Below are 25655 nucleotides of genomic sequence, written 5' to 3'. Positions count from 1 at the left end.
ATGGCCGGTCCATCGGGTAGGCTCCTTTTGGCGTTCGATGTGCACCCCGTCACACTCAGGGTGCGGCGACGGTATTGGCGAACGAACCTAAAGTAACATCGGTGCTGCGCCCTCGCGAGCGGCACCCTCAAGAGGACACGATATTGGCCAAGGAAGAACTGATCGAATTCAGCGGACACGTTTCGGATGTATTGCCGGACAATCGCTTTCGCGTCACGCTCGAAAACGGCGTGCAAGTGATGGCTTATGCTAGCGGCCGCATGCAGAAGAACCGCATCCGCATTCTTGCGGGTGACCGCGTGACGCTGGAAATGTCGCCCTACGACCTGAGTAAGGGCCGCATCAACTACCGTCACAAGAATTAAGTCAGCGACAACGTCTGGCTTTTGCGCGTCAACCGGTGCCCGTCGCGGGCATCGCCATGCATGTCGCGCAATGAGGCGAGGGGCGGCGATCCAACGGTCGCCGCCCCTCGCGTCGCATCTCCCGTCCCACTCTCTCCCGCCCCACTTTCTCCCGCCCAAATTTCTTCCGCGCCACTTTCTCCCGCCATCACGGGTTGACCGTCGCTTGTGAGCGGCCATCCTCCGTGCGCGCCCAACGCATGCTCGTCGCGGTCGTTGTGACGTCAGAGTTGTTCGAAGCGGTCGAAACGCCGACCGGTGTACGCCGCGTCGCTTTCGAATTCCGTCACGCGCGTGCCCGGTGGCCCGTGTCGCATCCATTCGAGCATCTTGTCGACCTGATCCGGCGTGCCTTGCACCATCGCAAGAATGTCTCCCTCGGGGAGTGCCTGCACCCAGCCGCGAACACCGAGCAGGTGTCCCTCGCGCACCGCCGCCTGCCGGTAGCCAACGCCCTGAAGCTTACCGCGCAAGCGCACGGCAACGGTTTCGAGCGAGGAACTGGGCGAGAGTGACTTCATGGCGGCGAGCAGCGGAAAACGAGTCCGGGAATACCAAAGGCGAACCTTCAGGGAAGGCCGATTGTAGCGCCATCGTCTGGCGCATGCCCGCGCCTTGTCACGTGGATGCGCCGCCGCCGCTCAGGTCTTGCCCGATACAAGCCGCAGACGCGTTATCTCCGAGGGCGCTCCAAAGCGCTTGGGCGGCCCCCAGTAGCCGGTGCCCCGACTGACATAGATCGCCAGACGCCCAAGGCGGTGCAGGCCGTGCACGTACGGCTGCTGCAGCGGCACGAAGTACATCCAGGGCCAGAATTGTCCACCGTGCGTGTGTCCCGAGAGCTGCAAGTCGAAGCCTGCTTCGTGCGCCGCTGGCGCGCTGCGCGGTTGATGGGCAAGTAACACACGCGGTACGCCTTCGGGAGCACCCGCCACGGCGGCCATCGGGTCGCTGCCCTTTTGGGGGTCGAAATGATGCGCGGAAAAGTCTGTCACCCCCGCGACGATGAGCGACGCCCCTTCATGTTCAAGCACCACATGTTCGTTCTCGAGCACCGTCAGGCCGATGCGCCGCAATTCGTCGACCCATGCAGGCGCACCCGAGTAGTACTCGTGGTTGCCGGTGCAGACGTATGTGCCGTGGCGCGACGTGAGCCGTGCGAGCGGCGCGATGTGCTCGCGCAAAGCGGGTACCCCGCCGTCGACCAGATCGCCGGTGATGGCGACAAGGTCGGGCGTGAGGTCGTTCGCGGCCTCGACGATGGCCTCGATGTAACGGCGGCGAATCGTCGAACTCACATGAATATCGCTCAACTGCACGATGGTGAACCCGTCGAGTTCGGGGGGCAGGTCGACGATGGGAACGTCGACGTCGACGATGCGTGCAAGCCGTCGCGCGTTGTAGAAGCCGAGCAAGGTGGCCATCGCGGTGAGCGCCAGCACAATGACCGCCGAGCGGATGACGAGTTGTGCGTCGAGCGCGGAGATGAGCATCGCCACGCCGAGCACGACGTCGCGCAGCACCGTGAGCACGAACAGCGTCGAGAAGATGCCGATGGCCGTCATGCCCGCCCACGTCAGGAGGGTCGCCAGCGGCTCGTGCTGGATGGCGCGGCTCATCAGGCCGAGCGGAATGAGGACGGTCGAGGCGGCCAGCCACAGTCCACCCAGGGCCTTCCAGCCGACGGCGACGGGTAGCGGCCCCAGCAGGCGCCAGCCGATATACGCGTGCAGCAGCGCAATGAGGGCGAGCATCAGCCATCGCGGACGCGCAGGCAGCGAGCGCCGCGACGACTTGCCGTGCGAGTGAGCCGCGCCGGGCGATGTCTTGGATGCCTTTGAAGCTTGTGAGGGTTGCGACATGGCGTTGTGTCTGGTCGGAGTTCGAGGGCGGGCCTGGGCGGCGGACACGTCAGCCATATGCCGACATGGCCGACATGGCCGACATGGCCGAAATGGCCGCTATGGGCGCTAAGGCCGCTATGGTCAATGTGGACGCTTCCGCCGCTGCGGACCGTGTCATGGCAAGCAAGGGAGACGGCTACCCTTGGGGTGCCGGGTACTTTTGCGCGTTCACGACGAGCTTCTCAGTCACGGCGCGGTTCAGATCGACGCCCAGGACCGAGGACAGCCGCACGAGATACATGGCGATGTCCGCCAGTTCCTGTTCGACGTGCCGTGCCTCGCTCGTCTGCATGACCGCCTTGGCTTCGGCATCCGTGTGCCACTGAAAAATCTCGACCAGCTCCGCGACCTCGACGCTCAGCGCCATCGCCAGATTCTTCGGCGTGTGGTACCGGTGCCAGTCGCGTGCGTCGGCGAATGCATGCAGGGCAGTCTCCAGCCCGGCAGTATCGAGGAGGCGAGCCTTCATGGCGTCGGCATCGCCTTGCGTAACGCAATCTTTGGGAGCAGCGGACATGGCATGCGGTATTCGAATGTGGCCCGGCATGACCCGAACGTGGCAGGGCGGCCGCAAGCGGGCTCGGGAGACTCGGGAGAGGCGACAAAAAGCCGCAGGAACGGGGTATGGTAGCGCGTTGGCGCAAGATGCGTCGTGCACCATCCCGATCACTTCCGAATCCGCACCCCTTGGACAGCTTCACCCCAGACCCCGCCCCCTCTGCCACCCGCCCGGCGCCGATGTCCTGGCGCGTCACGCTCGTGCCGTCGGGATGGCAGTTCGACGCACCCGTCGACACGCCGATCCTGCTCGCGGCACAGGCCGCCGGGGTCAAGCTGCCGAGCCTGTGCCGCAACGGCACATGCCGTGCCTGTCTCTGCCGGGCAAACACCGGCGGCGGGCCCGCCCCGGTGGCGTACCGGATCGAATGGCCCGGCCTGTCGCGTGAAGAGAAGGCAGACGGCTGGCTGCTGCCGTGCTGCGCCTATGCCCGTGCCGACCTCGTCATCGACGCGCCCGACGCCGTGCTTTGTTAAACTTGCCGCTATCCGACGCTCGTCCCCGAGTCGTCATCACCGTTTCAGGATCAGGAAAGCCGAATGGCACAGTACGTATTCAGCATGAACCGCGTGGGCAAGATCGTGCCGCCCAAGCGTCACATCCTCAAGGACATCTCGCTGTCGTTTTTTCCGGGCGCCAAGATCGGCGTGCTGGGCCTGAACGGTTCGGGCAAATCGACCCTGCTCAGGATCATGGCGGGCGTCGACAAGGAAATCGAGGGCGAAGCGATTCCGATGGCGAACCTGAACATCGGATACCTCCCGCAGGAGCCGCAGCTCGATCCGGAGCAGACGGTGCGTGAAGCTGTCGAAGGTGGCATGGGGGAAGTGTTCGAGGCGCGCACGAAGCTCGACGAAATCTACGCTGCGTACGCCGAGCCGGACGCCGATTTCGACGCGCTCGCCGCCGAGCAAGCCAAGTACGAAGCGATTCTCGCCGCGAGCGACGGCAACAACATCGAGCAGACGCTCGAAGTGGCGGCCGACGCGCTGCGCTTGCCGGCGTGGGACGCCAAGATCGGCGTGCTCTCGGGCGGGGAAAAGCGCCGCGTGGCGCTGGCGCGCCTGTTGCTCTCGAAGCCGGACATGTTGCTGCTCGACGAGCCCACCAACCACCTGGATGCCGAATCGGTCGACTGGCTCGAACAGTTCCTGACGCGCTTCCCTGGGACGGTCGTGGCCGTCACCCACGATCGCTACTTCCTCGATAACGCCGCCGAGTGGATTCTCGAACTCGACCGGGGGCACGGCATTCCATGGAAGGGCAATTACAGTTCCTGGCTCGACCAGAAGGAACAACGCCTGAAGCAGGAAGAGGCGACCGAGTCGGCCCGTCAGAAGGCGCTCCACAAGGAGCTGGAGTGGGTACGTCAGAATCCGAAGGGCCGTCAGGCGAAGTCGAAGGCGCGCCTCGCCCGGTTTGACGAACTGAACAGCCAGGAATACCAGCAGCGCAACGAAACCCAGGAAATCTTCATCCCGGTGGGCGAGCGTCTGGGTAACGAAGTCATCGAGTTCAAACATGTGTCGAAGGCGTTCGGCGACCGCCTGCTGATCGACGATCTGAGTTTCACGGTGCCGCCCGGCGCCATTGTCGGCATCATCGGCCCGAACGGCGCCGGTAAATCGACGTTCTTCAAGATGCTCACGGGCCGCGAGCAGCCGGACAGCGGCGAGATCAAGGTCGGTCCGACGGTCAAGATGGCATACGTCGACCAGAGCCGCGACGCGCTCGACGGCAAGAAAACCGTGTTCGAAGAGATTTCGGGCGGGGCGGACATGCTCACGGTGGGCAAATACCAAACGCCGTCGCGCGCCTACATCGGTCGCTTCAACTTCAAGGGCTCGGACCAGCAGAAGCAGGTGGGTTCGCTCTCGGGCGGTGAGCGCGGGCGTCTGCACATGGCCAAGACGCTGATTTCCGGCGGCAACGTGTTGCTGCTCGATGAACCCTCGAACGATCTGGACGTCGAAACCCTGCGTGCACTCGAGGACGCGCTGCTCGAGTTCGCCGGTTGTGTGATGGTGATCTCCCACGACCGTTGGTTCCTCGATCGTATCGCCACGCATATTCTGGCCTTCGAAGGCGACTCGCACGTCGAGTTCTTCCCGGGCAACTATCAGGAGTACGAGGCGGACAAGAAGAAACGCCTGGGCGAGGAGGCCGCAAAGCCGAAGCGAATCCGCTACAAGCCGATCGCGCGGTAATGCAGGAAAAGGCGCCGCAGGGCGCCTTTTCTGTTTGAACGACGGTCCGGCAAGTTCGTTGCGATGGTCGCGATGTGCCGGCCCCGAGCAACCCGTGTTCGACGTGCCATGCCGGCGCCACGCGCGCCGCATGACGCGCCATTTAACGAATCAGGAGTGTGCAAATGAGCCAGTCAGTGAATCAGTTGAACGGGAAAGTCGCCGTGGTGACCGGTGCCGCCAGCGGCATCGGCCGCGAAATCGCGTTCACACTCGCGCGCGCCGGTGCGGCGGTGGCGATTGCCGATCTGAACCAGCAGGGTGCCGACGCCGTGGCGCAAGAGATCGAGGCGGCCGGCGGTCGCGCGATCGGCGTGGCGATGGACGTGACGAGCGAGGACGCCGTGAACAGCGGCATCGATAAGGTGGCGGAGACCTTCGGGTCGATCGACATTCTGGTCTCGAACGCGGGGATCCAGATCGTCAATCCCATCGAGAACTATTCGTTTGCCGACTGGAAGAAGATGCAGGCCATTCACGTGGACGGTGCCTTCCTCACGACCAAGGCAGCACTCAAGCACATGTACAAGGATGACCGGGGCGGCATCGTCATCTACATGGGCTCGGTGCATTCGCATGAGGCGTCGCCGCTGAAGTCGGCCTATGTGGCGGCCAAGCATGCACTGTTGGGGCTCGCACGCGTGCTTGCCAAGGAAGGCGCGAAGCACAACGTGCGCTCGCACGTCATCTGTCCGGGCTTCGTGCGCACACCGCTCGTCGACAAGCAGATTCCGGAGCAGGCGAAGGAACTGGGCATTTCGGAAGACGAGGTCATCAAGAAGGTCATGCTCGGCGGCACGGTCGATGGCATATTCACCACGGTCGACGACGTCGCGCAAACCGCGCTCTTTCTCGCCACGTTCCCGACGGCTGCGTTCACCGGCCAGTCGTTCGTGGTCAGTCACGGCTGGTTCATGCAGTAACGCGTCATCCGTTCGTTTGCGCCGGCCGCGTCATGTGCCGGCGCCGTTCCCAGTCAGTATCAGAAAGCTTCAGGAGAACGGTCATGACGGCCAATCCGCCGAATGTCCCCAAACGCGCCATCGATCTCCCACCCTACGAGACCGTCGCACTCGTCTTGCAGGGCGGGGGGGCGCTCGGGGCGTATCAGGCGGGCGTCTATGCCGGTTTGTTCGAAGCCGGCATCGCGCCGAACTGGATCGCCGGTATTTCCATCGGCGCGCTCAACACGGCGATCATCGCGGGCAATCCGCCCGAGCGTCGCGTGGCGCAGCTCGAAGCGTTCTGGCGCACGATCTGCGAGCCTGCCGTGTTTCCGCCGCTGCCCGCACCGTTTGAAGCGGCCATCCTCAATGGCCCCGAATCTGGACGCATCGCCTACAGTGCGTGGCAGGCATGGCGGGCCATGGTCGAGGGTCAGAAGGGCTTCTTCACGCCGCGCTGGCCTCAGCCGCTGCCGACCGCAATGGGCGATCCGGCGCACGCAAGCTTCTATGACACGTCGGCGCTGCGCGGCACGTTGGAGCGTTTCGTCGATTTCGACCGCATCAATTCGCGCGAAATCCGGGTGTCGGTTGGCGCCGTCAACGTGCACACGGGCAACTTCGTCTACTTCGACAACACGCGCGAGGTGTTGCGCGCCGAGCACTTCATGGCGTCGGGGGCACTGCCGCCGGGGTTTCCTGCCGTAGAGATCGACGGTCAGTATTTCTGGGATGGCGGTCTCGTATCGAATACGCCGCTCTCGGAAGTGCTGGGCACGTCGCCGCGGCGCGATACGCTCGCGTTTCAGGTCGATCTGTGGAGTGCGCGCGGCCCGCTGCCCGACAATCTGAACGATGTTGCGGACCGGCAGAAGGACATTCAGTTTTCAAGTCGTACGCGTCTCGTGACGGACAACCTTCAGCGCGCACAGCATTATCGCCGTGTATTGCGCGAAGTCCTCGAGCATGTGCCGGCGGACGTGCGCGCGCACGATCCGTGGTGCCACGCGGCGCAGGAAATCGCGTGCTGCAAACGCTACAACGTCATCCAGCTCATCTACCGCGACAAGGAGTACGAGGGGCACTACAAGGACTATCAGTTCGGCCTCGCCAGCATGCTCGATCACTGGGCGAGCGGTCTCGACGACGTGCGCCGCACGCTCGAGTATCCCGACTGGCTGGCCATGCCGCAAGACGCCTCGGGCTTCGTCACGCACGATATTCATCGCCACGAAGTCGTCTGACATTTTTCCCTCGGTCCCCAAGCGTCTCAAGACCGTATCACGACCCTTCCGCCGCCTTTGCACTACCCCTGCGGCGTGCCCCCCGACACGCCGCAGGGCCCTGCAGCCGGCGCGCGCGACGCGCCAGCCCTCCGATGAACCGTTCTTTCCCGGGCGCTCACTGCGTCGACTGCGCGAGCGCGGTCTCGAGCCGCAGTTTGAGCGGTTGCAGATCGAGCAGCATGGCGGTGCGGGCGGTGCCGTCGGCGGCGGGCAGCTCGACGGCCTCGCGCATGTCGTTGCGCATCTCGTGCGTGGCGCGGCCAAGCAACATGGCGGGCACCGGAAGCTTGTCGGCTTCGTCGAGCGTGACAATGTTCTCGATGGCGTCGACGAGCAGCCCGAGCTTGTCTTTGCCGTGTTCGATGACGAGAATCTTGCGCGCCTGCGCGTCGTCCTGCGGCGGCATCCCGTACAGCGTGCGCAAGTCGACGATGGTGACCAGCTCGCGTCGCAGATTGAGCATGCCGCGTACGAACGTCGGCGCACCCGGCGCGGGCATGATGTCCGGCGAGTCGTGAATGATCTCGCGCAACTGGTCGAGACGCACCGCCAGCATGTGCTGCAGACGGAACGACACGTAAGCGTGGCGCGTGCCGCGCGACGATGATGCGCCTGCGCCGCGCCAAGCCGAATCGCCCGACGTCGTACGCTGTGCGCCGTCCGCTTCCCGATACAGCGCCCGGTGCCCTCGCGTGAGTTCGATCACCTGCGAATGCGTGAAGAGTTCGTCGGCGTTGAGCAACACGATATCGTCGTTTTGCTCGCGGCTGATGCAGCCTGAGAAGAGCTGCGCATGCGAGGCGCTGAAGGACGGCATGGCGAGCAACTCATCGGCGAAGTACGTCACGATGCTCTCCACGGTGTCCACCAACAGACCGAAATGCACGTCTTCCTGCTTGACGATCAGAATCCGTCGCGGGTCCGACGCCGTGCCCGCGACGTCGGCGTCGGGGCGGCTGGCATGCAAGCCGAGGAAGTGCGCGAAGTCGACCACCGGCACGACGGTGCCGCGAAGATTGAGCATGCCGACGCAAAACACGCTGGCGAGCGCCGAGTTCTGCATTTCGGGAATGCGGATGATTTCGCGGATCGCGCTCATCGGCAGCGCAAGGCGAGCGTGCTCGACCGTGAACGATACACACTGCAACCGTTGACGCTGCTGGCGGCGCTGTGGTGCGGTGAGCGCCTGGCGCGCGAGCAAATGCGGCATGTTCTCGATGCGAACGAGTGCGCTGGGCGCGAGGATCTGCAGAATGCGATCGCCATCGTCAAGTTTGATTGCACCGCAGACCACCTGCGGTGCTGTATGCGACGGGTCGTATTCGAACCCCGTGCGCTGCGACGCGCGCACGCGCAGGATTTCGCTGGTGGCATCGAACAGTAGTCCCACGCGCACGCCCTCGACGTCGACGATGGCAATCTTCTCGGTCACGGGCGCCGGTCCGGCCGACGCTTCCGGTGCAATCGCCAGCAGCGGTTTCAGATCGACGATGGGGATAAGCGTGCCGCGCAGATTGAACAGGCCGAGCAGATAAGGGGGCGAGAGCGGCACAGGGGTGACGCGCGCCGGATAGTTCACCACCTCCTGCAGTGCTGCGATGGGCAGCGCGAACTCCACCTCTCCCAGGTGAAATGAGCCGAAGACTTCGATATCGTCCGGGCGAGTGACACGCGGTGCCGGTGCGGGTGCCTGCGCCGGTGCCTGTGCCGGCACCGAAGCGACGCTCGTGGCACCGTTGCCTTCATCGTGCCGATAGTGTCGATAGCCTTGATAAGGCGATACCGTCGGCGGCAGCACGCCGGAGCCTGCGACGGCGTCGCGATTCGGAAGCGGAAATCCTGGTGTTCGCGCGTTCATGATTCTCGCCCCACGAGTCGAAGATCGGGGCGGCGCGGTACCGCGATGCCCCCGTTGGCACCGATCGCGCGCACATGGAAGGCGTGATGGGCGCAATCGATGGTCAGTTGCCGTCCGACTTCGCCGCCGACCTCGACGTGCACGATCGGGATACCGGTCTCGGCAATCAGTGCCTGCGCTATCTTGGCATTCGCTACGCCGATGAGTCCGTGCCGTGCTGGCGGTTGGTGCGGCATCATATTGCCGCCGCCCGCGATCACGGCCTCGATTTCACCGCGGCGCGCACCATCGGCCTTCATCAGCGCGAGCAGCGAGGGCACGGCTTGTGTCACGTACTTCGCCCCGATGGCGAAGGTCGGCGTCGGCGCCTCGGGCAACAGGCAGTGTGCGAGGCCGTAAAGCCCCCGCGCCCGCCACATCAAACCGATGCCGACACACGAACCGAGAGTGGCGCGCAGCACGTCTTCGCCACGCCCGATGCGCACCTCGCCCATCAACACCTGAATGTCATGCGACGGCCCCATTCGACGCCCCCTGATTCCGGTAAATGAGCGGTTGCTCGAACTGATAGCCCGTCGAGAGCCGAGTCAGCGATTCCGATTCGCCGACGATCAGCACGCCGTCGGGCGTCAGCGTCTGGCGCACGTTCTCGAGCACGCGTTCCTGATCGCCCGATTCGAAGTAGATCAGCACGTTGCGCAGCATGACGAGATCGAACGACTCACGGCGGGCCATGCGTTGATAGAGGTTGTGCTCCGCGAACGTGACGTGCGCACGCAATTCCGGCGCAACCGCAAAGCCGTCGGCGTTCGGCCGGAAATACTTCGCAAGCATGGCCGGTCGTTGCTGCTTGAGACCTTCGATACTGCGTCCGCTGTAGGTGCCGGCCATCGCCACGGCCAGCACCTGGCTGGAAATGTCGGTCGCGTGGATCTGGTACTGGAAGCCGGGATTTCGCGAACGGAATTCCTCGCAGATCATCGCCGCGGAGTAGGACTCTTCGCCGGAGGATGCCGCCGCCGACCACATCCGGAAGGTTCGGCCGGGGTTGGCGGCGTGCCAGCGCGGCAGGAAGTGCTGGGCGAGGTAATCCCAGACACGCGGCGTGCGAAAGAACGTGGTCTCGTTCGTCGTGACCAGATTCACGAAGTTGCGCACTTCGTCCGGGGTGCTCTCGAGCAGCGCAAGGTAGTCGCGATAGCTGTGCAGCGAGAGCGTGCGCAGGCGAGGGCGCAGTCGGCCCTGCAACATCGTCCACTTCTTCTCGTTCATCGAGATGCCGGTGTGCCGGTGCACAGCGCGCAGAAGCGCCTGCTGGGTGCCGTTGTCGGCGTCGGCTTCGATTTCCATATCGGGCCCTCGTGGTGGACGTGTGATCCGGCTTCGCGCGAGTGGCGCGAACCGGCCGATGCCTACGGATGCCTACGGATGCCTACGGATACCGGCCAACGCCGTGGGTCTGCGTCCGCAGTCTGCGCCGCAGGCGCGCTTACACCTTGAATCGCGATACCGTGCGGTCGAGGTCTTGCGCACCCTGGTTGAGCCCGGTGGTTGCCTGCGCGATGGTCTCGCAGGCGCCTGCGGACTTCTCCGTCTCTTCCGCGACGTGCTGGATCGCGAGGCTCACTTCGCGGGCGGCGACGAGTTGCTCTTCGGCGGCGCACGAAATTTCGGAGATCGCCTGCGTCGTCCGCGACACCCCGCCGACGATCTTCTCGAACGCTTCACCGGCCTGCCGAGACACCTCGCTGCCTTGCGCTACGCGCTTGGTCGATTCGTTGATCAGCTTGGAGATCTCCTTGGTCGCTTGCGACGAGCGTTCGGCCAACTTGCGCACTTCGTCGGCCACGACCGAGAAGCCCAGACCATGTTCTCCGGCGCGGGCCGCTTCGATGGCCGCGTTGAATGCAAGCAGGTTGGTTTGACCGGCGATCTCGCCGATCACCTTGACGATCTCGCTGATGTCTTCCGACGACTTGTCGATCAGCTCCATGGCCTCGACGGAGCGCGCAATCGCGCGTGCTCCGGTTTCGGCTTCCTGTTGGGTGGATTTGGCGAGCTGATCGGCGCCCTTGGTGTTGTCCGCAATCGAGTTGATCGACGCCGTCAGTTCCTCGATGGACGCGTTCATTTCTTCCACCGTCGCGCCGAGCGCCTGTGCGCCCGTGGCCACGGTATTGGCGCGCTCGGCGATATCGCGCGACGCGCCGGAGAACTCGCCTGCCGATTTGACGACCTTGCCGATCACCCCGCGCAGGTCGTCCATCATGTGCCGAATGCCGTCGGCCAACTGATCGATGGGGTCGCTGCCCGCGACAGCGATTTCCCCCGTGAGGTCGCCCGCTGCGGCGCGATTGACCGTGTCGAGCAGCAATGCCACCTTACGCTGGTCATCTTCGGCGCGGCGTTTCACGCTCGCTTCCAGCTCGACCTGCTGTGTGATGTCGGTGGCGAACTTCACGACCTTGTACGGGCGGCCGTTCGCGTCGAGGATCGGGTTGTATGTGGCCTGAATCCAGATTTCCCTTGAGCCGCGTCCGATGCGCTTGTAGCGGCCCGCATCGAACTCGCCGCGGTTGAGCTTTGCCCAGAAGTCGTGATACGACTGCGACGCCGCGTAGTCCGCTTCGCAGAACATACGATGGTGCTTGCCGCGAATTTCGTCGAGCGTGTAGCCGAGCGCCTTCAGGAAGTTGTCGTTGGCGTTGATGACCGTACCGTCGAGATTGAACTCGATGACCGCCTGGGCAAGGTCCATGGCGCGTACCTTGCCTTCGAATTCGGCCTGACGTCCGCGATCGGCAGTGATATCGGTGGCGAACTTGATGACCTTGTAAGGCGCGCCGTTGACGTCCAACACCGGGTTGTACGATGCGCGAATCCACACCTCGCGGCCGCCTTTGCCGATGCGCTTGTACTCGCCGGCGTCGAACTCGCCCCGGCCCAGCTTGGCCCAGAACTCGCGGTATGCGTCCGACGCCGAGTAATCGGGCTCGCAGAACATACGATGATGCTGCCCCTCGATTTCGTCGAGCCGGTATCCGATGGTCTGCAGAAAATTCTCGTTTGCGTGCAGGATGCGGCCCTGCAAATCGAATTCGATCACCGCCTGCACGCGATTGAGCGCCGCGTTGACGGCTTGTAGTTCCTGCTGTTCCATCTGGAATTCAGGCGTGGCGATTTCCATGACTCTCTCCCCTGATACGCTTGCCCCGGCGCGTGTCGTGCGGCCGTCACGAAAGGGATGCTGCACTCACCCGTCGTTGGCGCGCAGTCCTCTATAGACGCGATTACGACTGTGCAAAAGTCAACTTGAGATCAGTGCCAACCCGAATAGTTTTTTGCGCAACAGCGTAAAACATCTCGAAAGCCCCGACCAATAAGGCTTTAAAGATAACGGAATCGCAAATTTCGTTGGAACGGGTATAGCGTCAACACATTTCAAACGCACAAATGAAATAAAGGATCAGGGTGCGCCTGCGCGAACGCCGTGAAGGAGAGGACGCGATTCGGTACCGGAATTCCCGAGTCATGCGAATCGGTGGGGCGGGGAAAAAGACCCCCTCCCGCGTCTGAAACGGGAGGAGGGTTTGACTCAAAGTCGCACTCTTCGGGGCAATTGAAAGGGCGACGCGCATCTCCATGCAAGCCTTGTGCCAGCCGGATGGGCGTTGGAGACCCACGTCGCCATTGACGCGGAGCGCGCCCGAGCGGGGCGTGTTACGGAGAGATGCCCGGGGTGTTACGTAACAAAGTGCGACACATTCCTCGTTTGGCAACCTTCGCTTACACCGCTTACAGACGCGTGATGGGTTTCCGGCAAGCGCGGCGATATAAAGAAGGCGAGCGGATTCACGTTCCCCATTGTCAGGAGTTAGATCATGAAGTTAGTCGTCGCTGCGTTGCTCACCGTCACGCTTGCCGGGTGCGTTGTCGTCCCGGCGCGCCCATATTACGGTGGGTATTACGGACATCGATGCTGTTATCGCTATTGATGCGTGAAGCCTGTTCGCACATGAGGCAACACGGTTGCAACGTAGCGTCGGGGGCGGATATGAGCAGTCGCCCGCGAGCCACGGGTGATTGAATTGCGACACGTCAGTCCCGCCTGTTCCGCCCGTTCCGCCCGTTTGCATGCGTGAAGAAAAACAGAAGCCCCGCAGGTTCGACCTTGCGGGGCTTCGTCAATCGTCGTCACGCAGCGGACGGCGCTCAGCGCCGTTCATGATCGCGCGGTGCGAGAAAGCTCGCGGGGCGGCGGCCACGCCGGGCCGATGTCGCGAAGTACGATGGGCGCCGCAAATCCTGAGTGTCGTTCGGGGCGCGCCAGTAAGGGGTACGCGCAGTGCCGAGCAGGTCTCCCGGGCGATGCGGTGACAGCGGTGGCATCGACGCCGGCCAGACGATCTGGTGCCAGCGAGCGCCCACAGGCACGACCAGCACCAACATAACAAAAGCGAGCGTCACCACGGCATAGACGACAACAGGCGAGAGGGTGGTCTCCATCACAAACTCCGGTCGCGAACCTGTCCCCCCAACGGGGAGGGCGGCTGAACACGCAAAGTGCGGCGTCTTCACTATAGTCCATGCGGCGCTTGCTGGCACTTCGGTGCGGTTGCGCCCCGTGCGAGGCGGTGCGGCACAGACGCCGTTTCCTTGATACCGTCGACGGGGCGGGTGCACGGCAGCCGCACGCGCGGTCGCCGCATCGGCCAAGCGCCAAATCGCCACCTCGCCACCTCGACACCTGCCACCTCGCCGAGTTAAGCCTCGGTGCCCTTGCCGAGGCCGTCCCAACTGGTGGAGACGGGCGGTGCGAGCGCGAACAGGTCGATCACGCGTGCGACGGTGTCGTCGACCATTGCATCGAGCGATGCCGGATGGTTGTAAAACGCGGGGAGTGGCGGGTAGACGATGCCGCCCATTTCGGTGACGGCCGTCATATTGCGAAGATGCGCAAGGTTGAAGGGCGTTTCACGCACCATCAGCACGAGGCGGCGGCGCTCTTTGAGCGTGACGTCGGCAGCGCGCGCGATCAGGTTGTCCGCAAGTCCATGGGCGACGCTCGCGAGCGTCTTCATCGAGCAGGGGGCAACGACCATGCCCGCCGTGGCGAACGAGCCGCTGGCAATGTTGGCGCCGATCTCGCGCACGCTATGGTAACGATCGGCCAGCGCCTGCACGTCGGCGCGCTCCATCCCGAGTTCGTGACGTAAGGTCAGCCAGCCCGCACTCGACACCAGCAGATGGGTCTCGACGCCGCCCATGGCCCGCAGCCGTTCAAGCAGACGCACGCCATAGACGGCGCCGGTCGCACCCGTGATGGCGACGACCAGACGTGCAGGCAGCGGGGCTGTCATCAGTGAGGCATTACGCGAGGTCGGCGAGGACCTGCTTGAGTTCGCCGCTTTGGTACATCTCCATCATGATGTCCGAGCCGCCGACGAATTCGCCGTTGATATAGAGCTGGGGAATGGTCGGCCAGTTGGCGAATTCCTTCACGCCCTGGCGGATCTCTTCGTCTTGCAGCACGTCCACCGTGAACAGGTTGTCGACGCCACACGCTTTCAGGATCTGCACGGCGCGGCCCGAGAAGCCGCACATCGGAAATTGCGCGTTGCCCTTCATGAAGAGCACGACGGGGTGTTCGGTAACGATTTGCTGGATACGTTGCTGGGTAGTCATGGTGGAAAGCTCGTGGGGATGCCGGAAAGTCGGCGTATCCGGCATTTTAGCGGTTTTCCGCCGCGTCCGTGGGCACGCGCTCAGACGCGCCGCCCTCCCGTGACGCGCTCGATGCCTGCCAGATCCCGCTCGGAGAACACGTCGGCGAAGCCCGCGGCCAGACAGAGCGCACGAACGTCGGCGCTCTGGTGGTAGCCGTGCTCGCACAGCAGCCAGCCGTCGGGCGGCAGGCGCGACGTTGCACCGGCCACGATCGTGCGCAGGGCGGCAAGACCATCCGCGTGATCGGTCAAGGCATCGACAGGCTCGAAGCGCAAATCGCCCTGCGAGAGATGTTCGTCGCCCGACACAATGTAAGGCGGATTCGAGACGATGAGGTCGAACGGTGCAATGTTCGTTTGCAACGCCGCATACCAGTCGCTGGCGACGAACGTGACGGCGGCATCGAGCCCGAGCCCGCGCGCGTTCTTCTGGGCGACGCCGAGCGCCTTGGCCGATCGGTCGAGCGCCACGACGTGAGCATCGGGGCGGCAATGAGCGATGGCCAACGCAATCGCGCCGCTGCCTGTTCCCAGGTCGAGCACGCGTGGCGCGGGGCGGCCCGCCAGACGCGCAAGCGCCAGTTCCACGACCAGTTCGGTCTCCGGCCGGGGGATCAACACCGACGGGTCGACGGTCAGGGTCAAACCGAAAAACTCGCGCGTGCCGGTCAGATAGGCGATGGGTTCGCCCGCGACGCGACGCGCATGCAGCGCGCGGTAGATGGCCACCGTCTCGGGGGCCAGCGGCTCGCGATCGCGGGTGATCAGTTGCGTGCGGGTCCAGCCGAGCACATGCGAGAGCAGAATGCGCGACTCCATCGGCGGCAGCCCCGGCTCACGCAGAAGCGACGCCACGGTGGCAGCTGTGTCCAGGCGCAGACCGTCGCGCGCGCCCTGCGGCATCAGGCGGCCTCGCCCAGCGACGCGAGTTGTTCGGCCTGATGTTCGGTGACGAGGGCGTTGATCATGTCGTCGAGATCGCCGTCCATGATGTACTCGAGCTTGTAGAGCGTGAGGTTGATGCGGTGATCCGTCATCCGCCCCTGCGGGAAGTTGTACGTGCGAATGCGTTCCGAGCGGTCGCCCGAGCCGATCAGGCTCTTGCGCGTGGCGGCTTCCTTGGCTTGCTGGGCGCGCAGTTGAGCGTCCTTGATGCGGGCGGCCAGCACCTTGAGCGCTTTGTCCTTGTTGCGATGCTGGGAGCGGTCGTCCTGACATTCGACGACGATGCCCGTGGGCAAGTGCGTAATGCGCACGGCCGAATCCGTCTTGTTGACGTGCTGCCCCCCGGCGCCCGACGCGCGGAACGTGTCGATGCGGATGTCGGCCGGGTTGATGTCGACGTCGGCGACGTCGTCGGCTTCCGGCATCACGGCCACCGTGCAGGCAGACGTGTGAATACGGCCCTGCGTCTCCGTCGCGGGCACACGCTGCACGCGATGACCGCCCGATTCGAACTTCAGGCGCGAGTAGGCGCCCTGGCCGATCAGACGAACGATGACTTCCTTGTAGCCGCCGAGATCCGATTCGCTGGCGGACATGATCTCGACCTGCCAGCGCTGACGTTCTGCGTAACGCGTGTACATGCGCAACAGATCGCCGGCGAACAGAGCCGATTCGTCGCCGCCGGTGCCCGCGCGGATTTCCAGAAAGATGTTGCGCTCGTCGTTGGGATCGCGCGGCAGCAGCATGCGTTGCAGCGTGGTCTCCGTGTCTTCCATGCGCGTGCGCGCTTGCGCGGATTCGTCTTCCGCGAATGCACGCATCTCGGGATCGAGCGCCATCTCCTGCGCGGCTGCGACATCGTTGTGCGCCTGGCGGTAGTGCTGGTATTGCGCGACGACGGGCGCCAGCTCGGCGTGTTCGCGCGTGAGCTTGCGGTAGTTGTCCAGATCGCGCGTGACGTCGCCCTGACTCAATAGGTCATCAAGCTCGACCAGACGTTGCGTCAACTGGTCGAGCTTGGCTTGCATGCTCGCTTTCATCTATTTGTCGGCGGATCCCGAGGTGCGGAACAGTTCGGGAATGAGGTGAAGGATTTGCTCGCGCGAATCGCCACGCGCAGCATTCAGCGCGTGTGTCGGGCCGTGCAGGAATTTCTTGGTGAGGGATTGTGACAGCGCGTCGAGTACGGCGGCCGGATCGTCGCCGCGCGCGAGCATGCGCTGGGCACGCTCGAGTTCAGCCAGACGCATGGCCTCGGCCGTGCTGTGGATATCGCGGATGACCGGCACCACGCTTCGTGCGTCGAGCCATTGCATGAAGTTCTGCACGCGCGTCTCGATGATCGCCTCGGCCTGCGCGACCGCTGCCTGACGCAGGGCATTGCCTTCTCGCACGACCGCACCAAGATCGTCGACGGTGTACAGGAAGACGTCGGTCAGCCTGCCGACTTCGGGCTCGATGTCGCGCGGTACTGCCAGATCGACCATGAACATCGGCTTGTGCTTGCGGGCCTTGATGGCCCGCTCGACCGCCCCCAGGCCGATCAGCGGCAGCGTGCTGGCCGTGCACGACACGACGATGTCGAACTCATGCAGGCGCTGAGGCAACTCCGACAGACGGATGGCCGTGCCGCCGAGGCGCTCGGCAAGCCGCTCGCCGCGCTCGGCAGTCCGGTTGGCGATGTACAGGGCTTTCGGATTCTGCGCGGCGAAGTGCGTCGCACACAGGTCGATCATCTCGCCCGCGCCGATGAACAACACCTTTTGTGTACTGATGCTCTCGAAAATGCGCTGGGCGAGTCGCACTGCGGCCGCCGCCATCGAGACCGAATGCGCGCCGATCTCGGTCTGGCCGCGCACTTCCTTGGCGACGGCAAACGTGCGCTGGAAAAGCTGGTTCAGATAGGTGCCCAGCGCGCCAGCCTCGGCGGCGGTGCGCACGGCATCTTTCAACTGGCCGAGGATCTGTGTTTCGCCGAGCACCATCGAGTCCAACCCGCTCGCCACGCGAAAGGCGTGACGCACGGCGTCGGACTGGGGCAGTGCGTAAAGGTGGGGGGCGAGATCGCTGGCGGGAATGTTGTGAAACTCGGCCAGCCAGTGCACCGCGCGCTCGCGGGCGGTGGCGTCGTCGGTGGCGCAGTAGATTTCGGTGCGGTTGCACGTCGACAGGATGGCCGCCTCGGGGGCGCTCGACCTGCCGGTCCACAAGCTCTTGAGGCCCGCCAGCGCCGGCTCGATCCGCTCGAACGGAAACGCCACCCGTTCGCGCAACGAGACGGGCGCCGTGTGGTGATTCAGGCCGAGAGCGAGCAGTTGCATGATGTGGGGGATCTGATAGCCCGTAATTATAGCGCGTGGACGCGATGCCCGTTTCGCGGGCGTTGCGCGCCCCGAGCACCGGGATCGCGCACCCCATCATCGCGCAGCCGTGCGGTTTTGACAAATGGGCATCGCTTATACCCGGAATAGCGCCGGCCGCCACCGCGACGTTGCCCGGCTTGGCGCGGCAAATCGCTCGGTCGGCATGGCGGCCGGGCGCGATGACCTGGTCGCCGATTCGGGCGATTTAGCGGCTATACTGCCCTCGGGTTCCCGTCTTTGGAGACACGCAATGGGCATTATCGGCACTATCGTCGTCGGTCTGATCGTCGGCCTCATCGCACGGGCCTTGCATCCCGGCCGGGAAAGCATGGGCGTCATCATGACCATTCTGCTCGGCATTGCCGGCGCGCTGCTTGCCAAATATGTCGGACAGTTTCTCCACTTCTACACCGAAGGCCAGTCGGCTGGCTGGATCGCATCCATCCTCGGTGCCATTGTGCTGCTGGTGATCTACGGTGCGATCAAGCGCAGCCGCGCTGCCTGACGCAGCGGCAGGAGGACCGGACATGAACATTCTTGTGTTGCTGCTCGTGGGGCTGGTCGCGGGCTGGCTCGCCGGGCTTGTGGTCGGCGGCGGCTACGGCATCATTGGCGACATGGTCGTGGGCGTGATTGGCGCGTTCGTCGGCGGCTGGCTGTTTCGCCATATGGGCGTTGCCGTGGGGTACGGCACGCTCGGGCGCATCATTACGGCCACGGTCGGCGCTATCGTGTTGCTCGCCCTGTTGCGCCTGGTGCGACGATAGGCCGCAACGGCGGACCCGAAATCGGGACGTTCGATGTCGCGTCAAGGCAACACGGCGCGCAATGTCTGCCGCACGGCGGTCATTTGGCGTGCGGAACCTGCCAAAACCCGCATCCGCGCAGGGTTTTACCGGGCGTAGCGCCCCACCGCACAAGGGATGGCGGCGATTGACCCCGCAGGCGAGACGTGTGCCATACGCGTTTTCCCCCATTCGGCTATCCTTGTCGCCATTGCCTGGCCCAAGTCGCCTTGACGACGCGTGCGGCCGTTGCCGCCACGTTCGATCCCCGTCTTCCGCCGTCCGGCGTGGCCGTCGCGCCTGAGAGCGGTGCGGCGCCGCTTCCCGGAAGTTGCTGCGCCCGATTCCCCTCTTCAAAAGATCACATGTCTGCGACACGCAATTCGATGCGGCCATTCATCGTGGCATCCGTCATGGCAGCGACCTCCATGGTTGCCATCGAGGCCACCATCATCTCGACGGCCATGCCGCAGATCGTCGCCCAGCTTGGCGGCCTGAATCTGTATAGCTGGGTGTTCTCGGCCTTCTTGCTCGCGCAGACGGCCATGACCGTGGTGTTCGGCAAATTGGCCGATCTTTATGGCCGCAAGCCCGTCATTCTCGTCGGTATCGCAGTCTTCCTGGTTGCCTCGCTCGGCGGCGGGCTGGCATGGTCGATGCCGGCGATGATCGTCTTCCGCTTGTTGCAGGGCGTGGGGGCGGCGTGCATCCAGCCGGTCAGTCTGACCATCATTGCCGACTACTACCCGATCAGCGAGCGCGGCAAGGTGCAAGGGTATCTGGCGAGCGTGTGGGCCATCTCGGCCGTGCTCGGGCCGATGCTTGGCGGCATCATCATTCGCGATTTGTCGTGGGCATGGATCTTCTGGATCAACATTCCCATCGGTCTTTTGGCTGCTGCGGGCTTCGTTGCCTATCTACATGAGGAGTCGCCGCGTCAGCGCCCGAGCATCGACGTACTTGGCGCCGTGCTCTTCGCGATTGCCGTGGCGGCGCTGATGGTCGCCCTCACCGATGCGAATGCGTTCTCCGATACGCACGTCTGGGGTGGCGGGCTGGTGTGCGTTCTCGCGTCGCTGCTGTTTGTCTGGCAGGAACGCCGCGCCGAGGACCCGATGATCTCGTTCGCGCTTTGGAGCCGTCGCCCGATTGCGGCGGCGAATGCGGCGACGCTGCTCTCAGGCATGGTGCTCATGGGGCTGACGACCTTCCTGCCGATGTATGCCCAGGGCGTGCTGCGTCAGACGCCAGTGGTGGCGGGCATGGCGCTCACGATGATCATGGTCGGCTGGCCGATCGGTGCGACGCTCGCGGCCAAGACGTTCACGCGCTTCGGCCTGCGTCGCATTCTCGTGGGCGGCAGCCTGCTGATGCCGGTGGGCGGCGTCGTCTTTGCGCTGCTGGGGCCGAACAGTTCACCGTTGCTCGCCGGGTTTGGGTCGTTGCTGATGGGCTTCTCGATGGGCACGGGCAGTGTGAGCGCGCTCGTGCTGATTCAGGAACTGGTCGATCCGTCGCAACGCGGCACTGCCACGGCATCGAACATCTTTTCGCGGAATCTGGGCAGTACGCTCGGCGCGACGCTCTTCGGTGCAGTGCTCAACTTCGGGCTGACGCATTCGAGCGGGCTGGGTCTTGTCACCTCGGATCAGTTGCGACACGTGCTGGAAGACCGGGGCGTGTCGACGGTGGCCGAACAGGCGATTCGGGCGGTGTTGCAACATTCGCTGCACCTCACGTTTTTGTCGATCCTGGCGATTTCGATCGGTGTCATGCTGCTGTTCCTGCTGGTGCCGACCAGCGCTGTCGATCGGTCGCGCGACACGAAGCGTGACAAGCCGGAATTCGTACCGGGCGGACACTGATGCGCGCATCGCCGTCTGCCAGCGCCCTAGTGGCGTCGCTCATGCGCTTCGGTGTTGCCGGGGCGGTCTCGACGGCCGTGCACGTGATCGTGGCAGTCACGCTCATCGAAATGTTCGGCGCGGGGTCGGTCCTGGCGAATGCGGTTGCGTTCTGCACGGCCACGCCGTGTTCCTATTTGCTCAATACGCTGTGGAGTTTTTCCGCGCGGGTGCATCGCACGAGTTTCGCGCGCTTCGTACCGGTGTCGATCTTTGGGCTGCTGCTTACGACCTTCGTTGCGCGCACGGTAGAGCACCTTGGCGGGAGTCACTGGGTGGGTATCGCCGCCGTGGTGCTGATCGTGCCGCCGGTGACGTTCGTTTTGCATCGCTATTGGACGTATCGAGACGCGTAATGCCTGCCGCTTCCCGTCGTCTCCCGCGCGCTCCGGCAGCGTCATCGCACGAGGAAACGACGCGTGCGTGAGGTGAGCGGCCGGCCGCCGTCTGTGCGTGTGCGCAGGGTCTTGCGCGCGAACGGAAGCCGGTCGCCGGCCATCTGCACAGCGACACGCGAGGGTAGATGGCTCACCTTGACGCTCGACTGGTAGCGGCGCCGCACGAGATACAGCGGACGTCCTTTCGATTCGTAGTAGATCCGGCCGACGTATTCGCCGATCACGCCAATCCCGACAAGCTGGATGCCGCCGAGAAACAGAATGCCGACGAGCAGCGAGGCGTAGCCCGGCACGTCGACGCCATGAATGATGGTGCGTAGCGCGATATAGCTGCCGTAGGCGAGCGAGACGAGTGCGAGCGACACGCCGATATATGTCCAGCAACGCAGTGGCACGGTGCTGAAGCTGGTAATGCCTTCGAGCGCGAAATTCCATAGCCGCCAGCCGGAGAACTTCGATTCGCCTGCGCTGCGCGGATCGCGCACGTATTCCACGACTTCCGTAGGAAACCCGACCCACGCGAACAGCCCCTTCATGAAGCGGCGGCGTTCGGGCAGGCGCTTGAGGGCCGTGACGACGCGCCGGTCGATCAGACGGAAGTCGCCGACGTTCTCGGGCAGTCTCACTTCCGAGAGGCGATTGTGAACCCGATAGTAGAGACCTGCCGCGACGCGTTTGGCGACGCTGTCGCTCGCGCGGTTCGTGCGTTTGGCGAGCACGACATCGGCGCCGTTGCGCCAGCGCTCGATCATCACGGGGATGAGGGCGGGCGGGTCCTGGAGATCGGCGTCGATGGGGATGACGGCGTCGCCTTGCGCCTCGTCGATGCCCGCGCTCAGTGCCGCTTCTTTGCCGAAATTGCGGGTGAAGTCGATCACGCGGATGCGCGCGTCGACGCGGCGTAAAGCGAGCAGCGCGCTTAGCGTGTCGTCGGTGCTGCCGTCGTTCACACAGACGATCTCGAAGCGAATCCCGGAGACGGACTCGAGAACCGGCGTCACGGCGCGGTAGAACTTGTCGAGCGCCGGGGCCTCGTTGTGGCATGGCACGACCAGCGACACGAGCGGTGTGCGCGGCGGGGACGGCGAACGGCGTGTATCGGGGGCGCGGGGCATGGCGATTACCTCGTGAACGCGGGCGCCGTGACGCGCGCGTGGCGATGGGCGATGGACGCGTCGGTGGCGTGCGGAGGCTCGGCGTCATCGGGCACGTGCGCGAGACGGCGACGGCGGCGCCACAGCATGGCAAGCGTTGCCAGCGTGATGAACGGCATGAACTGAAAGCCGATGTTCGTCACGCCGAACAGGCCGAACGTTGGAGTAAGCCACAGCACGACGAGCCATTCGCGTTCTGCGCGAAGCCATCCGCGTGCGATGCCGTCGCGCACATACCAGGCGATCAAGAGCGAGAAGATCGCGAGGTCGTAGTCATAGAGATAGGGACTCACGAGCGCGGTCGCGCAGACGAGCGTTGCTGCCCGCAAGGCGAATGCGGCGGGACGCCGCCAGAAGTCGATCGTCACGGCCACGGCGCACAGCGCGACCACGGCGTGGACGATCGCCGCCACCGCGACGCTCGCGCCCAGCATGCGGGCCGTGATGAAGAACGTGGGTACGCGGGCGATCTGCGCCGTGCCGTTGACGAGGCTTTGCTGGGCGAACTGCGTCGCGTGCAGGAAGGTCGGATAGATGCCGGGACCGAAGACCGCAGCGGCCAGCGCCGTGGTGCCGACAACCGTGGCAACGCACGCGGCCAGCGCGCGCCACTCGCGGGCGCAGACAAACGCGAGCGGGAAGAGCACGGCGATGTGAGGCTTGACGAAGAGCAATCCGGTGAGCACACCGGCCCAAGTCGGACGCTTGCGCAGCATGAGCAGCGAGAAGCCCGCGAGGGCGGTGGTGTAGAGCGCGATTTGCCCGGCAATGATCACAAGCAGGACGCCGGGGAAGCTCACGGTCGGCAGTCGGGCGTCGCGCCATGGCGCGGTGCGTCGCAGGACTGCGTAGTACAGGCCGAAGCCGACGCAGGCATACGCCACGTAGGCGTATGAGAAAGGCAGTAGTGCGACGGGCGCGAGCAGGATCATCATCACGGGCGGGTACAGCCATGGCATGACGCCGCCCATCTTCTGCGCCCACGGCTGTTCGGCGATTTGAACGCGTGACATCAGATCGACGTTATAGGCGTCGAGCGGATGCCCGTGCAACACGAAGTGCGACGCCCCCCAGAACGGCAGGAAGTCCAGGCCGATGGGGCCGATCTTCGGATTGGCGACGACAAAGTGCTGATACCCCCAGGTGACCATCACGGCGAGCGCGAGGACCATCGCGGCGCCGCTATAGAGGCGGATGCGTGCGCGGTCGTCGGACCAGTGGCGGCGCTTGCCCGGTGCGGCGTCAACGACGGCCGACGGCTTCGATGTCATGCACGGACCTCCCCTTGGCTGCATGAAAACGGCGGTGCTCGACTAAGGCGACAGCATGGGATGACGCGCGGTCATTCTTTGGGTGTCTTGCCTGACGGTCGATTGTCGCGGCACGCGCGCGGCAATCTCAAGCCGGGCATTCCCGATAGGCGACGGCCCCGCGTGCGCGAATGTTGCGCTGCGCTGCACATCGCTTCGAACTTCGAGATATCGCTTGTCGTGACAGACATGCGTCCATATTAGTCGAGACGGTCTCCGTCAAGATCATAACGAGTCATATCGGAGCACGTCCGATCATCGACCTCCGACTGTGGCAAACCGGCGTTTGAAGGGGAAATTCGACGCATGATGCTGGCCGATGGGGGGGGCGGTGTCGCGGCGTGATCGCTGTCAGTGGAGACGCAGCAGGCCGATGAGGTGCCACCAGAGTGCGGTCATCGGAACGACAGTCACCAGCGCGACGAGGGCGGTGGCGAGACAGTAGCGGGTCGCGTCGCGGATGCCGATGCCGGCCAGTGCCATCGCCAGAACGAGGGGCGGCGCCTGATAGGGCAGCAAAAGGGTGGAGAGGCCGACCGTTTGCGTCAGCAAGACCGCTTTCACCGGGAGCGGTGCGCCGAGGGCGAGCGCGGGCACGAGCGGTGTGTAGAGCGCGGGGGCGGCGTTCGAGGTGACGAGGAAGGTGAGCGTCATCGACAGTGCGACGAGTACCAGATAGGCCGATGGCGCCGACATCTGTGCCAGATCGAGGTGGGAGAGCGCGGGGCGAAGCGCCACGGCGAGTCCGGCGTGGTCGACGGCGGCCGTCAATCCGACGATGGCGGCGACGAACCACAGCGGGGCGAGTTTGACGTGTTTGAGGAATGCATCCGGGTTCACCAATCGCAACGGTCCGAGACACAACAGGGCCACGCCGAGTCCGACCCAACCGGCGGCGATGTGATGCCACGGTTCCGTGAGCCAAAGGCCAAGCATCAAGGAGAGCGCCACGAGCAGGCGCCATTCTTGTGGATGCATCGGCGTGCGGGCGGCGGGGTTGGCCGTGTTCGCAACGGCGAGGGGCGTCAGCCGGTCGGGGAATAGCCGCATTGCGACGACGACCAGCACGATGCCGCGCACGACAGCGAGCGCGGGCACGAGCGCGATGGCGTATTCGCCGTAGCCGAGCCGCAGGCCGAGAACGGTCTCGGCAGTGCCGGCCATTACCAGATTGGGGAGGTTGGCGGGAAGAATGGCGGTCGACAACTCGCAACTGGCCAGGGCAGTGGCGAGCAAGAGTCCGGTGCGGCCGGGACGACCCTGTGCCAATCCGACCCGTTCGCAGAAGCTCAGGACGATGGGGGTGAGGATGGCAATCCGGCCGAGTGTCGAAGGCATGACAATACCGAGGGCGAAGGCGATTGCGACGAAGCCGGTGAGGGCGATACCGTAGGCGTGGCCGCAATGATCGGCCAGCCGCGATGCAACGCGCTCGCCGAGGCCCGTAACGCCGAGTGCCGTGCCGATGACGGCACCGCTGAAGACGAGCCAGAACGCGCTCGACGTGAAGCCCGAGAACACGACATTCGCCCCGAGCGACGTGCAGGTCGCGAGCAGGAACATCAGCAGGAGCGATACGAGGAAGTCCGGCAGCCAACCGGTTGCCCAATAGCTCAGGCAAAGCAGCACGATAATGGCGACGGCGAGTGTGTTGCCGCGCAGTCCCGTCGCATACAAGGCGAGTCCGGCGGCAGCGCCGAGGCCTGCGAGCAGCGCATGACGCCAAAGGTGGCGGGGGGCGAAGGCGTCGGCGGCCGGTGCGGTTGCGGTTGCAACCGTCGCGGAGGCGGACGATGAGGGGCTGGCCGTGGCGGACATGGACGTCACCTGTCATTAAATAATATATAATTGTTGTGAATTATATATAGT

25 protein-coding genes are annotated in these 25655 nt (G+C 64.4%); 9 read left to right on the top strand and 16 right to left on the bottom strand.

The window, feature by feature from the left end; genetic code table 11:
* Positions 1 to 143: 143 nt before the first annotated feature.
* Entirely contained in the window at positions 144 to 365 is a 222-nt protein-coding gene (gene infA, locus ACE3UG_RS16920; protein ID WP_199067015.1) for a translation initiation factor IF-1, read from the top strand.
* A 263-nt stretch (positions 366 to 628) separates the two neighbouring features.
* Here infA and ACE3UG_RS16915 read toward each other — a convergent pair whose 3' ends face one another.
* The 3 genes from ACE3UG_RS16915 to ACE3UG_RS16905 form a co-directional block, all read right to left on the bottom strand.
* Positions 629 to 925, bottom strand: coding sequence for an acylphosphatase (locus tag ACE3UG_RS16915; RefSeq protein WP_374625973.1), 297 nt, complete (start codon positions 923 to 925; stop codon positions 629 to 631).
* Between the two features lie 120 nt (positions 926 to 1045).
* Positions 1046 to 2158, bottom strand: a complete 1113-nt coding sequence (locus ACE3UG_RS16910) for a metallophosphoesterase (protein WP_374626062.1) — start codon at positions 2156 to 2158, stop codon at positions 1046 to 1048.
* 286 nt (positions 2159 to 2444) lie between these two features.
* Positions 2445 to 2825: a nucleotide pyrophosphohydrolase gene (locus ACE3UG_RS16905; protein ID WP_374625971.1), complete on the bottom strand. Its 381-nt coding sequence runs from the start codon at positions 2823 to 2825 to the stop codon at positions 2445 to 2447.
* Positions 2826 to 2995: 170 nt separating this feature from the next.
* On the opposite strand from ACE3UG_RS16905, the gene ACE3UG_RS16900 reads away from it, so the two are divergent.
* The 4 genes from ACE3UG_RS16900 to ACE3UG_RS16885 all read left to right on the top strand — a co-directional run bounded on the left by ACE3UG_RS16900 (position 2996) and on the right by ACE3UG_RS16885 (position 7301).
* Positions 2996 to 3343: a 2Fe-2S iron-sulfur cluster-binding protein gene (locus tag ACE3UG_RS16900; RefSeq protein WP_374625969.1), complete on the top strand. Its 348-nt coding sequence runs from the start codon at positions 2996 to 2998 to the stop codon at positions 3341 to 3343.
* A 63-nt stretch (positions 3344 to 3406) separates the two neighbouring features.
* Positions 3407 to 5074, top strand: coding sequence for an energy-dependent translational throttle protein EttA (gene ettA / locus ACE3UG_RS16895; protein ID WP_374625966.1), 1668 nt, complete (start codon positions 3407 to 3409; stop codon positions 5072 to 5074).
* Positions 5075 to 5250: 176 nt separating this feature from the next.
* Positions 5251 to 6036: a 3-hydroxybutyrate dehydrogenase gene (locus ACE3UG_RS16890; protein WP_374626060.1), complete on the top strand. Its 786-nt coding sequence runs from the start codon at positions 5251 to 5253 to the stop codon at positions 6034 to 6036.
* Positions 6037 to 6119: 83 nt separating this feature from the next.
* A complete protein-coding gene (locus ACE3UG_RS16885; protein ID WP_374625964.1) occupies positions 6120 to 7301 on the top strand; it encodes a DUF3734 domain-containing protein in 1182 nt (393 codons plus the stop codon).
* 157 nt (positions 7302 to 7458) lie between these two features.
* Here the strand turns inward: ACE3UG_RS16885 and ACE3UG_RS16880 are convergent, their stop codons facing one another.
* The 10 genes from ACE3UG_RS16880 to hemA all read right to left on the bottom strand — a co-directional run bounded on the left by ACE3UG_RS16880 (position 7459) and on the right by hemA (position 18193).
* On the bottom strand, positions 7459 to 9201 hold the full coding sequence (locus tag ACE3UG_RS16880) for a chemotaxis protein CheW (RefSeq protein WP_374625962.1): 1743 nt from the start codon (positions 9199 to 9201) through the stop codon (positions 7459 to 7461).
* A complete protein-coding gene (locus tag ACE3UG_RS16875; protein ID WP_374625960.1) occupies positions 9198 to 9725 on the bottom strand; it encodes a chemotaxis protein CheD in 528 nt (175 codons plus the stop codon). The genes ACE3UG_RS16880 and ACE3UG_RS16875 overlap by 4 nt, the downstream gene beginning before the upstream one ends.
* Entirely contained in the window at positions 9709 to 10551 is an 843-nt protein-coding gene (locus tag ACE3UG_RS16870; protein ID WP_374625958.1) for a protein-glutamate O-methyltransferase CheR, read from the bottom strand. The genes ACE3UG_RS16875 and ACE3UG_RS16870 overlap by 17 nt, the downstream gene beginning before the upstream one ends.
* A gap of 139 nt (positions 10552 to 10690) precedes the next feature.
* Positions 10691 to 12388, bottom strand: coding sequence for a methyl-accepting chemotaxis protein (locus ACE3UG_RS16865; RefSeq protein WP_374625956.1), 1698 nt, complete (start codon positions 12386 to 12388; stop codon positions 10691 to 10693).
* A gap of 1025 nt (positions 12389 to 13413) precedes the next feature.
* Positions 13414 to 13707 (bottom strand): hypothetical protein, encoded by a 294-nt coding sequence (locus tag ACE3UG_RS16860; protein WP_374625954.1) that lies wholly within the window; start codon positions 13705 to 13707, stop codon positions 13414 to 13416.
* A 257-nt stretch (positions 13708 to 13964) separates the two neighbouring features.
* The gene (locus ACE3UG_RS16855) at positions 13965 to 14561 is read right to left on the bottom strand and encodes a UbiX family flavin prenyltransferase (RefSeq protein ID WP_374625952.1); all 597 of its coding nucleotides are present in this window, start codon (positions 14559 to 14561) and stop codon (positions 13965 to 13967) included.
* Positions 14562 to 14571: 10 nt separating this feature from the next.
* The gene (grxD, locus tag ACE3UG_RS16850) at positions 14572 to 14886 is read right to left on the bottom strand and encodes a Grx4 family monothiol glutaredoxin (RefSeq protein ID WP_026132086.1); all 315 of its coding nucleotides are present in this window, start codon (positions 14884 to 14886) and stop codon (positions 14572 to 14574) included.
* Between the two features lie 80 nt (positions 14887 to 14966).
* Complete coding sequence (prmC, locus tag ACE3UG_RS16845; protein WP_374625949.1) at positions 14967 to 15830, bottom strand: peptide chain release factor N(5)-glutamine methyltransferase; 864 nt, start codon at positions 15828 to 15830, stop codon at positions 14967 to 14969.
* Positions 15830 to 16912: a peptide chain release factor 1 gene (gene prfA / locus ACE3UG_RS16840; RefSeq protein WP_374625947.1), complete on the bottom strand. Its 1083-nt coding sequence runs from the start codon at positions 16910 to 16912 to the stop codon at positions 15830 to 15832. The genes prmC and prfA overlap by 1 nt, the downstream gene beginning before the upstream one ends.
* Positions 16913 to 18193, bottom strand: coding sequence for a glutamyl-tRNA reductase (gene hemA, locus ACE3UG_RS16835; RefSeq protein ID WP_374625945.1), 1281 nt, complete (start codon positions 18191 to 18193; stop codon positions 16913 to 16915).
* 292 nt (positions 18194 to 18485) lie between these two features.
* Here hemA and ACE3UG_RS16830 point away from each other — a divergent pair, with 292 nt between their 5' ends.
* The 4 genes from ACE3UG_RS16830 to ACE3UG_RS16815 all read left to right on the top strand — a co-directional run bounded on the left by ACE3UG_RS16830 (position 18486) and on the right by ACE3UG_RS16815 (position 21280).
* Positions 18486 to 18740 carry a GlsB/YeaQ/YmgE family stress response membrane protein gene (locus ACE3UG_RS16830; protein ID WP_374626058.1) on the top strand — a complete coding sequence of 85 codons (255 nt, stop codon included), beginning with the start codon at positions 18486 to 18488 and terminating at the stop codon, positions 18738 to 18740.
* A 22-nt stretch (positions 18741 to 18762) separates the two neighbouring features.
* A complete protein-coding gene (locus ACE3UG_RS16825) occupies positions 18763 to 19002 on the top strand; it encodes a GlsB/YeaQ/YmgE family stress response membrane protein (protein ID WP_374625943.1) in 240 nt (79 codons plus the stop codon).
* Between the two features lie 383 nt (positions 19003 to 19385).
* Positions 19386 to 20885 (top strand): MDR family MFS transporter, encoded by a 1500-nt coding sequence (locus ACE3UG_RS16820; RefSeq protein ID WP_374625941.1) that lies wholly within the window; start codon positions 19386 to 19388, stop codon positions 20883 to 20885.
* The gene (locus tag ACE3UG_RS16815) at positions 20885 to 21280 is read left to right on the top strand and encodes a GtrA family protein (RefSeq protein WP_374625939.1); all 396 of its coding nucleotides are present in this window, start codon (positions 20885 to 20887) and stop codon (positions 21278 to 21280) included. Before ACE3UG_RS16820 ends, ACE3UG_RS16815 begins: the two co-directional genes overlap by 1 nt.
* A 41-nt stretch (positions 21281 to 21321) precedes the next feature.
* On the opposite strand, the gene ACE3UG_RS16810 is transcribed toward ACE3UG_RS16815, so the two are convergent.
* The 3 genes from ACE3UG_RS16810 to ACE3UG_RS16800 form a co-directional block, all read right to left on the bottom strand.
* Entirely contained in the window at positions 21322 to 22437 is a 1116-nt protein-coding gene (locus ACE3UG_RS16810; protein ID WP_374625937.1) for a glycosyltransferase family 2 protein, read from the bottom strand.
* 5 nt (positions 22438 to 22442) lie between these two features.
* Positions 22443 to 23747, bottom strand: coding sequence for a glycosyltransferase family 87 protein (locus tag ACE3UG_RS16805; protein WP_374625934.1), 1305 nt, complete (start codon positions 23745 to 23747; stop codon positions 22443 to 22445).
* Positions 23748 to 24137: 390 nt separating this feature from the next.
* Positions 24138 to 25604, bottom strand: coding sequence for an SLC13 family permease (locus ACE3UG_RS16800; protein WP_374625932.1), 1467 nt, complete (start codon positions 25602 to 25604; stop codon positions 24138 to 24140).
* Positions 25605 to 25655 lie beyond the last annotated feature (51 nt).

This window comes from Pandoraea sp., from assembly GCF_041919235.1.
Lineage (GTDB): Bacteria > Pseudomonadota > Gammaproteobacteria > Burkholderiales > Burkholderiaceae > Pandoraea.
The sequence above is the reverse complement of the archived record's forward strand: the minus strand, read 5'-3'. Positions and strand labels throughout refer to the sequence as shown.